The organism is Nonomuraea cavernae (assembly GCF_014646355.1).
In the GTDB taxonomy this organism is placed as follows: domain Bacteria; phylum Actinomycetota; class Actinomycetes; order Streptosporangiales; family Streptosporangiaceae; genus Nonomuraea; species Nonomuraea cavernae.
This window is the reverse complement of sequence record NZ_BMNH01000007.1, coordinates 28,278-40,810: the sequence shown is the minus strand read 5'-3', so window position 1 is coordinate 40,810 and position 12,533 is coordinate 28,278. Positions and strand designations below refer to the sequence as shown.

9 protein-coding genes and 1 pseudogene are annotated in these 12,533 nt (G+C 67.6%); 2 read left to right on the top strand and 8 right to left on the bottom strand.

What is annotated here, in order from left to right:
* Positions 1-71: 71 nt before the first annotated feature.
* On the bottom strand, positions 72-1,328 hold the full coding sequence (locus IEY82_RS14360) for a GVDTG sorting domain-containing protein (protein ID WP_189124605.1): 1,257 nt from the start codon (positions 1,326-1,328) through the stop codon (positions 72-74).
* Between the two features lie 177 nt (positions 1,329-1,505).
* Between IEY82_RS14360 and IEY82_RS14355 the strand changes: the two genes are divergently transcribed.
* Together IEY82_RS14355 and IEY82_RS14350 are read left to right on the top strand one after the other, a co-directional pair.
* Positions 1,506-1,871: a DUF1622 domain-containing protein gene (locus IEY82_RS14355; RefSeq protein ID WP_189124604.1), complete on the top strand. Its 366-nt coding sequence runs from the start codon at positions 1,506-1,508 to the stop codon at positions 1,869-1,871.
* 61 nt (positions 1,872-1,932) lie between these two features.
* Complete coding sequence (locus tag IEY82_RS14350; protein ID WP_189124603.1) at positions 1,933-3,483, top strand: acyl--CoA ligase family protein; 1,551 nt, start codon at positions 1,933-1,935, stop codon at positions 3,481-3,483.
* A 3-nt stretch (positions 3,484-3,486) separates the two neighbouring features.
* Here the strand turns inward: IEY82_RS14350 and IEY82_RS14345 are convergent, their stop codons facing one another.
* The 7 genes and pseudogenes from IEY82_RS14345 to IEY82_RS14315 form a co-directional block, all read right to left on the bottom strand.
* The gene (locus IEY82_RS14345; protein ID WP_189124602.1) at positions 3,487-4,482 is read right to left on the bottom strand and encodes a LacI family DNA-binding transcriptional regulator; all 996 of its coding nucleotides are present in this window, start codon (positions 4,480-4,482) and stop codon (positions 3,487-3,489) included.
* A gap of 26 nt (positions 4,483-4,508) precedes the next feature.
* Entirely contained in the window at positions 4,509-5,879 is a 1,371-nt protein-coding gene (locus IEY82_RS14340; protein WP_189124601.1) for a GH1 family beta-glucosidase, read from the bottom strand.
* Positions 5,876-6,679, bottom strand: coding sequence for a carbohydrate ABC transporter permease (locus IEY82_RS14335; RefSeq protein WP_189124600.1), 804 nt, complete (start codon positions 6,677-6,679; stop codon positions 5,876-5,878). The genes IEY82_RS14340 and IEY82_RS14335 overlap by 4 nt, the downstream gene beginning before the upstream one ends.
* Positions 6,676-7,638 carry a carbohydrate ABC transporter permease gene (locus IEY82_RS14330; protein ID WP_189124599.1) on the bottom strand — a complete coding sequence of 321 codons (963 nt, stop codon included), beginning with the start codon at positions 7,636-7,638 and terminating at the stop codon, positions 6,676-6,678. Before IEY82_RS14330 ends, IEY82_RS14335 begins: the two co-directional genes overlap by 4 nt.
* Complete coding sequence (locus IEY82_RS14325; protein WP_189124598.1) at positions 7,635-8,942, bottom strand: ABC transporter substrate-binding protein; 1,308 nt, start codon at positions 8,940-8,942, stop codon at positions 7,635-7,637. The genes IEY82_RS14330 and IEY82_RS14325 overlap by 4 nt, the downstream gene beginning before the upstream one ends.
* 290 nt (positions 8,943-9,232) lie before the next feature.
* Positions 9,233-9,427: pseudogene (locus IEY82_RS14320) on the bottom strand (IS5/IS1182 family transposase); the annotation flags it as partial.
* A 663-nt stretch (positions 9,428-10,090) separates the two neighbouring features.
* Complete coding sequence (locus tag IEY82_RS14315) at positions 10,091-12,358, bottom strand: fibronectin type III domain-containing protein (RefSeq protein WP_189124597.1); 2,268 nt, start codon at positions 12,356-12,358, stop codon at positions 10,091-10,093.
* Between the last annotated feature and the right edge of the window lie 175 nt (positions 12,359-12,533).

Below are 12,533 nucleotides of genomic sequence, written 5' to 3'. Positions count from 1 at the left end.
TGTCCAATATCGGTATCCATGACAGACCGATATCTACGGAAAGATGATCGCAGGTCAGGCGGTGTCCCCGGTCAGGGTCGGGTGACCGAGCGCCGCCGCAGGAGCAGCCCGCCGGCTCCGGCGGCCATGATCAGCGCCGACCCGGTGAGCACGAACGCCCGCCCGTCGGGCCCCGCCTCGCCGCCGGCGCCGGTGTCGACCCCGTCCTTGGGCGTCGCGGACCTCTTGCTCGTCGGCTCGGGCGACTCCGACGTGGGCGTGGTGGTCGGCGTGGGCGACGAGGGCGAGTCGGAGGGAGTCGATCCGCCGCCCGCGCCGATGGTCAGCGGGTAGGTGACGAGGGTGGTCGCGTTCTTCACCTCGCACTCGATGAGGGGTGAGGTGGGCAGGTTGCCGATGTTGATGGCGGCGGGCTTCACCTGCGCGGTGCCGGCCTTCTGCGAGGTCGTCTTCATGCTCACGGCGGTCGTCGGCAGCGTGATCGTCTGGCCGGCGGTGATCGTGCCCAGCGTGCCGACGCCGGTCGCCGAGGTCAGGCCCGTCAGCCCGGAGATCGAGGCGTAGGCGTAGAGCTTGACGCCTGCCGGAAGCCCGTCCGCCGGTGCTTTGAGCTCGGCCCCCGTCTCGTACTCGCCGGACCAGCCGATCGAGAACTGCTCGCCGGCCCGGGGATCGGTGGCCGGTAGCGTGAGCGTGACCTTGATCGTGACGTCCTGGACCGTGCCGGAGTCGCTGGTGCACGTGTAGTCGACGAGTTGCGTCCCGGTGCCCGCGCCGCCCCCGTCCTCGCCGCCCTGGCCGACCGTGACCACCACGCTCTCGGTGCCGGTGGTCGTGCACGAGGTCACCGCGGAGGGGTCGCTGATCAGGCCCAGCTTCAGGCTGCCCGCCTCGGTGGACGGTTTGACCGTCACCTGGCCGCCGGTGGCGGCGGTCACCGTCACGGTGCTGGTCACCTTGGCCGCGGGCACGCTCGTGGATCCGGCCGTGACGCTCGCGCCCGGCCCGCTGAGGTCCGCGTGCGTCCCGCCGGTCACGACCAGCTTGCCGGCCGCCAGGACCTGCGTGGCCGTGGTGGGCGCGGTCCGCAACGTCAGCGTCGGCAGGCTCCACTCGACGTCGAACGTGCCGCTCGCCGTGTCCGGCACCACGATCGGCACGGTCATCGAGGTGGTGCTGAACGGCCCGCCCGTACAGGTGAAGCTCACGCTGAGCGTCCTGTCCGCCGCCCGCGCGGGCGACGGCAGGGCCAGGAACGAGCCGGCGAGGACGGCCAGCAGGCTTGCTAAGGCGGATGCCCACCCGAGGGTGGCCCGGGGCTTCGGCACTGTCCATCTCCCTACGGAGGCTGACTTGACAGAGCGCACAGACTTTCAGCCTTGGGTCACGGTTGGGTGGAGTTCGTTGGAAAACGGGGGTAAATCAGGGGGATAAAGCGCTTGTTGCGGCTGAAGGGTGCGGATACGACACCTGGGCATGAAGGGGATGAGTGGGAGGGTGCGCGCGTGAAGGAGATCATCGAACTGATCGGTGAGGCGCTGGACTTCGTCGGCGTGCTCGTGATCGCGGCCGGCACCCTCATCGCCGGTGTCACGTTCGCCCTCCGGTACGCGCGCACCCGCCGGGCCACCGGCTTCTACCCGGCGTTCCGGCAGGGCGTGGGCCGGGCCATCCTCCTCGGGCTGGAGCTCCTCGTCGCGGCCGACATCATCCGAACCGTGGCGGTCTCGCCCACCTTCCAGAGCGTGGGCGTCCTGGCCGTCATCGTGGCGGTGCGGACGTTCCTCAGCTTCTCCCTCCAGGTCGAGCTGGAGGGCCGCCTGCCCTGGCAACCGCGCCCGGCCGCCGGGCCGCCACCCTCCGGCGGCTAGGAAAGCGGACCCGAATCGATCACCATGAAGAGGTGGCCGACATTCGCGTGGAGGTGCCCCCGTGGCCGATTTCACCTTCGACCCGCTGACTCCCGCCTCGTTCCTGGCCAGGTCGTCGGTCGTGTTCCGGGACCGGATCGCGGTGGTCGACGGCGAGCGGGAGCTGAGCTACGCGGAGTTCGGCCGGCGGTCCGGAGCCGTCACCGGCCTGCTGGCGGGCCTCGGCGTCGCGCCGGGGGACCGGGTCGCCACCCTGTGCGCCAACAGCCACGTACAGCTCGAACTCCACCACGGCGTGCCGCTGAGCGGGGCGGTCCTCGTGGCGCTCAACTTGCGGCTGTCCGCCCAGGAGCTGACCTACATCGTCCGCCACTCCGGGGCCGGCGTCCTCGTCGCCACCACCGAGTACACCGGCAAGGCGCACGAGATCGCCCAGGCCACCGGCGTACGCCTCGTGCTGGCCGGCCAGGACGGCGACGACGAGTACGAGACGCTGCTGGCGGCCGCCGAGCCGGCGCCCACCGAGCGGATCGACGAGCGCGGCCTGCTGGCGATCAACTACACGAGCGGCACCACCGGCCCGCCCAAGGGGGTCATGTACCACCACCGCGGCGCGTTCCTCCAGGCACTGGCCATGGCCTTCCACGCCCGGCTCGACTCCGCGACGCGCTACCTGTGGACGCTGCCGATGTTCCACTGCAACGGCTGGTGCTTCACCTGGGCCGTGACGGCGGCGGGCGGCACCCACGTGTGCCTGCGGGCGGTCGAACCCGAGCGCATCTGGCGACTCCTGCACGAGCAGGGCGTCACCCACCTCAGCGGCGCGCCGACCGTGCTGTCCATGATCGCCAACCATCCGGGCGCCGAAGAGAAGCCGCTCGACTCGACGGTGCGGATCAGCACCGGCGGCGCCCCGCCCACCCCGACCCTGCTGGCCAGGCTGCGCGAGCTGCGCATGGACGTGACCCACCTGTACGGTCTCACGGAGACCTTCGGCCCCATCGCCGTCAACGAATGGCAGGCCCCCTGGGACGAGCGCCCCCCGGACGAGCAGGCCGCCCTCCGCGCCCGGCAGGGCGTGGCCAACGTCATCGCCGCCCCGCTGCGCGTCATCGACGACCACGGCGCCGACGTGCCCGCCGACGGGGCCACGCTCGGTGAGATCGCCGCCCGCGGCAACGACGTCATGCTCGGCTACTACCGCGACGAGGCCGCGACCGAGGCCGTGACGACGGACGGCTGGTTCCGCACCGGCGACCTGGCCGTCATGCACCCCGACGGCTACGTCGAGATCCGCGACCGCCGCAAGGACATCATCATCTCCGGCGGAGAGAACATCAGCTCCGTCGAGGTCGAGCAGGTCCTGGCCCGCCACCCCGCGGTGCTGGAGAGCGCCGTGGTGGCCACGCCCGACGCCCACTGGGGCGAGGTGCCGGTCGCCTTCGTCACCCTGCGCCCCGGAGCCGCCGCCACCGCCCAGGACCTGATCGACCACGTACGCTCCGAGCTCGCCGGCTTCAAGGCCCCCAAGCGCGTCGTCTTCTCCGACCTCCCCAAGACCTCCACCGGCAAGATCCAGAAGAACGTTCTCCGGGAGCGGGCCGCCACCTGAGGCTCAGGCGGACTCGCGGACGATCAGCTCGGTCGGCAGGATGACCGGGTCGGACGGGCCGCCGACGAACAGGCCGAGGAGGAGACGCACCAGCGCGGCCGTCTGTTCCGTGACCGGATGACGCATCGTGGTCAGCGGCGGCTCGGTGTACTTCGCCGCGTCGATGTCGTCGAAGCCCACCACCGCCACGTCGTCGGGCACCCGGCGCCCCGCCTGCCGGAGCGACTGCAGGGCGCCGACGGCCATCAGGTCGTTGGCCACGAAGACGGCGTCCAGCGCGGGGTCGTCGCGCAGGAGCTGGCGCATGGCGGCCGAGCCCGACTCGCGGGTGAAGTCGCCGACCGCGACGATCGAGCGGTGATCGGAGTCGCGCAGCACGTTGCGGTAGCCCGTCAGGCGGTCCTGCCCGGCGATCATGTCGAGCGGCCCGGCGATCGTGGCGATGCGGCGCCGGCCCGAGGACAGCAGGTGGCGCACCGCCGCCTCGGCGCCGCCCACGTTGTCGTTGTCGACGAACGGGATGTCGACGGGAACGGCCGGCCTGCCGTACGAGACGACGGGGACACGCAGCCGGGACAGCGCGGTCGGGAGCGGGTCGGCGCCGTGCATCGAGATGAGCATGACACCGTCGACGTGGCCGCCCGCGATGTAACGCTCCAGCCGCGCGTGGCTCTTGGCCGACGACGCCAGCATCAGCACGACCTGCTTGTTGACCGCCTCCAGCTCCACGCTGGCAGAGCGGATCACCGTGGAGAACAGGGGATCCTCGGAGAACACCCGGGTCGGCGACTCGGACACGACCAGGGCGATCGAGTCGGTGCGCTGGGTGACCAGGCTGCGCGCCGCCGAGTTGGGCACGTAGCCCAGCTCGTCGATCGCGCGTTCCACGGCGTCGCGGATGTGCGGCGCGACCGTCGTCTGACCGTTGACGACCCGGGACGCCGTGGCGCGGGAGACGCCCGCCCGGGCGGCGACCGCCTCCAGGGTCGGGCGTCTCATCTCATCTCCTTGAGCACGAATGGAATCTACAGCCCGTTCCTGACGATCACCTCGCGATACCACAGCGCGCTGTCCTTGAGCACCCGCTCCTGGGTGGAGTAGTCGACGTGCACGATGCCGAACCTGCGCCGGTAGCCCTCGGCCCATTCGAAGTTGTCCAGCAGCGACCACACCAGGTAGCCGCGCAGGTCGGCGCCCGCCTCGATGGCACGGTGCACCTCACGCAGGTGACGGTCGAGGTAGGACACGCGGTCCGCGTCGTGCACCCGGCCGTTCTCGACGACGTCGTCGAAGGCCGCGCCGTTCTCGGTGACCATGAGGCCGACCTGGGGATAGTCCTGAGAGAGCCGGATCAGCAGCCTGGACAGGCCGTCCGGCACGATCGGCCAGCCCATCGCGGTGGTGGGGGCGTCGGCGGCGGCGAACCTGACGCCCTCGGAGCCCGGCCAGGCGGCGTCGGCGGGCTCGCCCGGTCCCGCCTCGACCACGCAGGGGTTGTAGTAGTTGATGCCGATCTGGTCGATCGGTGCGGCGATCGTCTCCAGGTCGCCGTCCTTGATGTGGCCGGTGCCGCCGTTGCGCTCGGCGGTGCCGAGCACCTCCTCCGGGTAGCGGCCGTAGAGGGCGGGGTCCAGGAACTGCCTGGTCAGCAGCGCGTGGATGAGGTGCGTGGCTGCGGCGTCGGCCGGGGTCGCGACCGCGTCCGGGTCGTCGACCTGGGCCGGGGTGAGCACCGGCGCCGAGTTGATCACCAGCATGAGCTCCTCCGCGCCCAGCTCGCGCAGCCGCCTGGCGGCCAGGCCGTGGCCGAGGAGCAGGTGGTGGGCGGCGCGCAGGGCGCTCGCCGGGTCGCGGCGTCCCGGCGCGTGCACGCCGTTGCCGTAGCCGAGGAAGGCCGCGACCCACGGTTCGTTGAGCGTGGCCCAGTGGCCGACCCGGTCGCCGAGCCGGTCGTGCACGGCCTCCGCGTACTCGGCGAACCGGTAGGCGGTGTCGCGGTCGGTCCACCCGCCGCGCTCTTCCAGAGCTTGCGGCAGGTCCCAGTGATAAAGCGTGACGTACGGCGAGATCTCGGCTTCCAGCAGCTTGTCGACCAGCCTGTCGTAGAAGGCGAGGCCCTCGGGGTTGGCCGGGCCGGTGCCGTTCGGCTGGACGCGCGGCCAGGCGACGGAGAACCGGTAGGCCGCCAGGCGCAGCTCGCGCATCAGCGCGACGTCGTCGGCGTAGCGGTGGTAGTGGTCGCAGGCCACGTCCCCGGTGTCGCCGTCCGCTACGTTCCCGGGGGAGTGGGAGAAGGTGTCCCAGATCGACTGGCCTCGCCCGTCCTCCTTGACCGCCCCCTCGATCTGATAGGAGGCCGTTGCGGCGCCCCAGACGAAGCTCTCCGGGAAAATCATCCTTTTACCGCTCCTTGCATGATTCCACCAATGATCTGTTTGCCGAACAGGACGAAGGCGACGACGAGCGGCAGGGTTCCCACCGCCGTGCCCGCCAGGCCCAGCACGTAGTCGTTGACGTAACCGCTGGCCAGGGTCGACAGGGCCACCTGCACCGTGGGGCTGTCCGGGTTGAGCACGACCAGCGGCCAGAAGTAGTCGTTCCAGGCCGACATGAACGTGAGCATGCCGAGCACCGCCGCCGCCGGCCGGGCGGCCGGCAGCACGACGTGCCAGAACAGCCCCCAGGTCGTGCACCCGTCGACCCGGCCCGCCTCCAGCAACTCGGTCGGCAATGCCCGCGTCAGGTACTGCGTCATGAAGAACACGCCGAACGCGTTGACCAGGGCGGGCACGATCAGCGCGTAGTTGGTGCCGGTCCACTCCAGCTTCACCATGAGCAGGTAGAGCGGGATGATGCCGAGCTGGACCGGGACCATCATGGTCGCGACCGTGATCAGCAGCATGATGTTGCGGCCTCTGAACCTTAGCTTGGCGAACGCGAACCCGGCCAGCGTCGAGAAGAACATGACCGCGATCGAGATCGAGCCCGCCACGATGACCGAGTTGAGCAGCGCCAGCCCGAACGGCACGGTGTCGAAGACCCTCGCCACGTTGGCGAGGAAGTTGCCGCCCGGCAACAGCGGCGGCGGCACCTCCGCCAGCGCCGAGTTGTGCCGGGAGGCCACCACCACGCTGTAGTAGAGCGGGAACGCGGAGAAGAAGGCCACCGCGGTCAGCGTCAGATACCTCAGTCTCATACCAGGCCGCCCTTCACCCGGCGCGTGATCAGGAAGTTGACGCCCGCGACGATCACCACGGCCAGGAACATCAGCCAGGACGCCGCCGAGGCGTAGCCGAAGTCGAACTTGGTGAACCCCTGCTCGTAGACGAACAGCGCCAGCGTCTGGAACTGCCGGTCGGGCCCGCCGTTGGCCGCGCCGCCCTGGGCGACGCCGGTGCTGGCGCCGAACAGCAGGGGCTCGGCGATGATCTGCATGGCGCCGATCGTCGAGACGATGACCACGAAGATCATCGTGGGCCGGATCATCGGCACGGTGATCTTGCGGAGCTGGGTGAAGTTGCTCGCCCCGTCGATCGTGGCCGCCTCGTACAGCTCCCGGGGTACGGCCTGCATGGCCGCCAGGAAGATCAGCGCGTTGTAGCCGGTCCAGCGCCACATGATCATCGTGGAGAGCGCGATGTGCGAGGTCGCGGTGCCCGCCGCCCAGTCGATGGCCCCCGCGCCGAACCAGGAGAGCACCCAGTTGATCATGCCGAAGTCGCGGCCGTACAGCTGGCTGAAGATCACCACCACGGCCACCACGCTCGTCACGTTGGGCAGCAGCAGCGAGACCCGGAACAACGTCTGGAAGCGCAGCCTGCGGTTCAGCAGGTGCGCCAGCCAGATGGCCAGCACCAGCTGCGGCACGGTCGACAGCACCCCGATGGACAGCGTGTTGAACGTCGCGTTCCAGAAGTAGCCGTCGGCCAGCAGCGTGCCGAAGTTGTCCATCCCGACGAACGTGTGCTCGTCGGACAGCAGCGTCCACTCGTGCAGGCTCACCCACGCCGTGTAGACCAGCGGGAACAGCCCGAAGGCGCAGAACAGCAGGAAGAAGGGCGCGACGTAGGCGTACGGCGACACCCTCACGTCGAGGGTGTGCCGTATGCCCCGCCTGCGCCGCCGCCCGGGGACGGCGAGCGGGAGAGAACTCATTTGATCTTCTTGACGTCCTCGAGCACCTGCGCCCAGGCCTGGTCGGGGGTCTGCTTGCCCTGCTCGACCCGGCCCAGGCCGTCGCCGATCACGACGCGGACCTCGGCCTCCTTGGGCCCGAGGTGCTGCGGCTTGAGCGCCTTGGCGGCCTCGGAGTAGATCTTGCCGATGGGGGCGTCGCCGAAGAACGGCTTGGTGAAGTTCTGGATCGACGGGTCGTCGTAGAGCGACGGGATCGACGGGAACGTGCCCTCCTCCTTGAAGACCTTGGCCTGGTTCTCCTTGGAGGTGAGGAAGTCGATCAGCTCGGCTGCCTCCTTGGGATGCTTGCTCTGCTTGGGGATCATCAGGTGCGAGCCGCCGCTGTTGCCCGACCCACCGGGAACGGTCGCGATGTCCCACTTGCCGGACGCGTCCTTCGCCTGCTCCTGGATGAACCCGGTCATCCAGGCCGGGCAGATGATCGTGGCGAACGAGCCCTTGGCGAAGCCGGTGTTCCACGGCGGCGAGAAGGCGGCCAGCTTGGCGGTCAGCTTCTCGGCGGTGAGCTGGTTGGACAGGTCCCACGCCTTCTTCACGTCGGGGTTGGAGTCCACGATGATCTGGTCCTGGGCGTCGTACAGGCCGGCCGGCGCCTGGTTGACCATGGCCCGGAAGATCTCACCGGGGCTGTCCACGAACTTCGCCCCCGCCACGTCGGCCGCGGCGAACTTCTTGCCCGTCTCGATGTACTGCTCCCACGTCGGCCAGAGCGCGGCCACCTCGGTCCGGTCGGTCGGCAGCCCCGCCTTCTCGAACAGGTCCTTGCGGTAGCACATGGCCAGGCCGCCCACGTCGGTGCCGAGGCCCAGCACCTGGCCGCCCTGCTTGCTCAGGCCCTGCTGCCACTTCCAGTCGAGGTAGTCGCCCTGCCGCTTGTCCAGGCCGTACTGCTTGAGGTCCTGGAACTTGGCGGGCTGCGCGGTGAACGTGCTGATGTAGCCGACCTCGACGGCCTCGATGTCCCCCGCCCCGGCGTTGGTGGCCAGCCGCTTCACCAGGTTGTTGTGGTGGTCGTTGAACTGCGTGACGTTCTCGACGATCTCGACGTTCGGGTGCGTCTTCTTGTACTCCTCGTACAGCGGCTTGAAGCCGAAGTCACCGAAGAGGCCGATCGTGAGCTTGACCTTCTCTCCCGGCTTGGCGGCGGTGTCGGCGCTGCCCGCGGTGTCGCTCCCGCCGCCGCTTCCGCAGGCCGCCGATGCGAGGACGAGCAGGGACGCGGTGAGCAAGGGTACGGCGAGCCGGCGGATACGAGGGGTCATGGAAACCCTCCAGAGTTCAGGCTAGGGGGATGTGGAGAGAGCGCTCTCTCACGAGGTTCGTAGCCCTTCTATCGCTCTGTCAACGGAAGGTGGATAACGATAGGGTTGCCTGAGAGAGCGCGTTCAGAAATCTGACGGCCGTGGGAGCAGCGTCTGCGGAGGCCGGTCCCATGGGTGCCGACGCAGATCATCGGCCTGGAGTGAAAGCCTCCACGCTGGACCAGGGCGCTCTCGCCGTCGACCGCGGACGAGGGATGGAGTCCTGAAGAGTGAGTGCTTTCATCCCGAGTGCGGCCTTCTTCGATGAGCTGCAGGACGAGGATGGCCTGCACGATCGTGGTGGCGCGGTGCGGGCAGCAGTGCAGCCGGGTCGGGACCTTCAAGGTCTTCAAGGTGGCAACGGCGCGTTCACCGCAGGCGCGGATGCGCGCGTGTGCGCGGTTGACCGAGTGCTGGTGGCGTGACAGCGCCGACCGGAGCCGGTGGCCTCGCGGACGTAGCGCCAGGCGGATCAGGGTGTGATTGGACAGCGGAATCGCGGCAGGGTAAGACAGCAACGAGGCTCTCCGGTAGAGGCATCGGATCTTGGTCGACTGCTGTCTTACCGGGAGCCTCTTCTCATGTCGACTGGTCCCGGTGCCGCGCCTGCTGACCTGCGCGATCAGGTTGGAAAAGCCTCACTGTCACGCGCCGTTCCGTGGGAGCTTGGGATGAGATTCCCGGGCGATCTACCAATCTGATAGCACTCAAGTCGCGCGCGAGTCGACGACCGGCTGGGAGCGGAGCCGAACCACTATGAACCGTCCTGCGCGCCGGTACGTGGATCCAGTCCCGGATCAATGTCAGCTGATCCGCCACCTGCCTCCCTTGTTTGGCCTCGTTCGTTGAGCCCCAGAGCAACGGCGCCGACCATGGACCCCAGCCCTGTCAGTGCGAAGACCAGGCAGACTGCAAGGTCGCGCGGGTTGGAGGTGACGTTTAGCGCGCTAAAGCCGCTTAACACAAAGAAACCCCACCCAGCGACCAGAGAGATTTCCCGCCCTGTCATAACGCTCCTAACAAGTCACACTTAAGAGTGCTGTGATGGCCGCCCACGTAAAGCGGGCGGCCACGCACATGTTACCTGAAGTCGGCTCGCACTCGCACAGCTAATCCCGAGGGTTATGCCAGCCGCTGTCGCAGCGTAGCGGGATCCTACCGTCCGGCTTCTGTGGATCCGAGTATGGAAGCTTCAGTTCGGCTTCGAAGCCGAACTTGAAAGTCCCGATGTCGCATGTCGGAAAGCCTCCGGAGCATTCCAGGAGCCCATTATCGTGTCCATCCGTCGGATAGTTGTGAACCTCCTTGCCGGGACGAGATTCGTCCTTTTTTTCGTGACACTGCGAGGATTCCGATGGAGAGAATCCCGGTGGATAGGAGACTGTCAACTGGCCTGCCTTGATTTTTCCGCAGAATGTCGTGGTGAGTGAGATTGTCATTTTTTTGACGAACTGATACTTGCCGTATTTTTGGCGGAAGGAGTCGGTCATATAGACCTGAGTCCATATGCGCATTTTGGCGATGTTGAGCTGAGTCGTTCTCACCGCATGGTTCGGCTTCCAGCCGACGACACCGGATGCCCGGAAGGTCATGCCCTTGTACGGCCTTCCCGGCATGGCGGAAAAGTGTTTACATCGGTTTCCTGCCGCCCTGATGGTCTCGCATATTCTCGGATTCAGCGCGTAGTCGGGCACGCAGTCACTCGCAGTTCCTGCCATGGTTGACGAACGCTCGCTGGAATTGCAATCCGGCCCTTCCGAGCCGAAGTCCGTCGAATCCTCGTGCTGGGGAAGCGGAACGATGATTATCGTCATGTTTCCGCAGCGATCAAAGACGTGTATCGAGATGGTCGGGTCGCTCGGTTCCACCTGGCCGAGGGGAGTGACCGCCGATGTAGTCGCTTTCGTTTCCGAGGATTCGGCTTCCTGGAAACGCCACGTACGGCTCACCGTGGCGGTCACGTGGACGGTGCCGTTCGCGTCACTTTGCACGACAGGGTGGTCGAGCGCAACAGCGGAATCGGTTCGACTGAGACCGATCCGCTCCAGGATTTCACGTTCGCTGATGAGCGCTGCATTGAGCAGGGACAATTTGGCCGTGCTGGGCGCGTCCGCAGTTACTCCAGGGGCATCCCAGATTGATGTCGCCCGGCTCTCCAAAACCGCGTCCTGAGCCTGGTAGTAGTGCTTGACCCGGTCGATGTAGGCCTGCCTGCCAGATTCCTCGTTCGTGGCCTTCCTCTGCTGTGGGTCAGGCTCCAGGACGCAACCCGCTCCGCCGTTGGGCGCAGGTGGTGGCACGGCCCTGGTGGTGAAGGTCTTGGCCTCCCACTCGCCGGAGCCGTGGGCGGTCCTGGCCCGCACCTTGACGGTATAGGTGATGTCGTTCGCCAGGCCGCTGATGGCCGCCCACGAATCTTTCACCTCCAGGTTCTCGACGACGTTGCCGCCGCTGTCGATGACCTCTACGTCGTAGCCTTCGAGCAGCGCGACGCTGCCATTGGACTCTGGCAGCCCCCAACTGGCCGTTGCGCTGGCGTCGCCGCCGGTGACGGTGAGGTTCAGCACCTTGCTGGGTGGCCCGGCCGGCAGGTAGGCGAGTCCAACCGACGGCTGCTCGTCTGCGGCCGCGTCGCTGAAATTGACGACATCGTCCTTGTCGGAGGTGAGAAGGAGCCATTGATATTCGCTGCCGGAGATGTCCGCCTGTGGCGTGCTCAGCGGCAGTGTGTACGGCGTGGTGCTGGTGTCGGCGTCGCCGGTCAGATCGGAGCCCTTGCTGTCACCGGTCACCGGGCTTTTCAACGGAGTGGCGGTGATGACCGCGTCCGCCGGGCAGGGACCCGCCGGGCAGGTTGGTGTACCGAGTTTCAGAAGCGCTTCGGAGACAGCCGCGCCGTCGGGCAACTCGGTGAGGCGCAATCCGATGACAGCGGCGGTCTTGTCGATCCCGGTGCCGCCGATCCGCATGACGGTGTCGTCAGTGACGGTGCACGGCGAACCGGCGCATGCCGCAGGGTCGGTCTTGGCTGTCTTGACGACGATGTCGTCCTTACCCAGTGTCAGATGCCGGATGTCCTCTGGGGGGTCATCCGGAGGTGTGCCGGGTGTGGTGAAGTGGACCGGAGCCGTCTTAGAGGTACAGATCTCGAGTTCGGAGCCGTCCGAGGAAGCTACTGTAGCCGTGGTCGAGGCCCCAGGTTTACCGGAGGTGGTCCTGGCGAGCGAGGGGGCCGCACCACCGAGCGGGGTGTTCATGTCGGTGGTGATTTCGGCGGCGGTTTGGGCGCGGTTGTAGATGCGAACTTCGTCGATGATGCCTTTGAAGTATTCGCCGTAGGCGGTGTTGCCGCCGATGTGGTGCTCCAGTCGCGCCACATCGGCTGGGCATGGCCGCGAGGTCTTGCGCGCGGCTGATCGGGTTACTTCTTCGTGCCGTCCATGGCGGTCATCGAACGCAGGGCGCATCAGTCAGCGGTTGGCTTGGAGACCAGATCCACCTGCTGCTTGACGGCGAGAACGAGTCCCCGCCGTCCATGATGTCGACGTTGCG

Excerpts from the sequence above, each read along its gene's own strand:
- IEY82_RS14345 (WP_189124602.1), bottom strand. The coding sequence starts at position 4,482 with ATGAGACGCCCGACCCTGGAGGCGGTCGCCGCCCGGGCGGGCGTCTCC.
- IEY82_RS14340 (WP_189124601.1), bottom strand. The coding sequence starts at position 5,879 with ATGATTTTCCCGGAGAGCTTCGTCTGGGGCGCCGCAACGGCCTCCTAT.
- IEY82_RS14335 (WP_189124600.1), bottom strand. The coding sequence starts at position 6,679 with ATGAGACTGAGGTATCTGACGCTGACCGCGGTGGCCTTCTTCTCCGCG.
- IEY82_RS14330 (WP_189124599.1), bottom strand. The coding sequence starts at position 7,638 with ATGAGTTCTCTCCCGCTCGCCGTCCCCGGGCGGCGGCGCAGGCGGGGC.
- IEY82_RS14325 (WP_189124598.1), bottom strand. The coding sequence starts at position 8,942 with ATGACCCCTCGTATCCGCCGGCTCGCCGTACCCTTGCTCACCGCGTCC.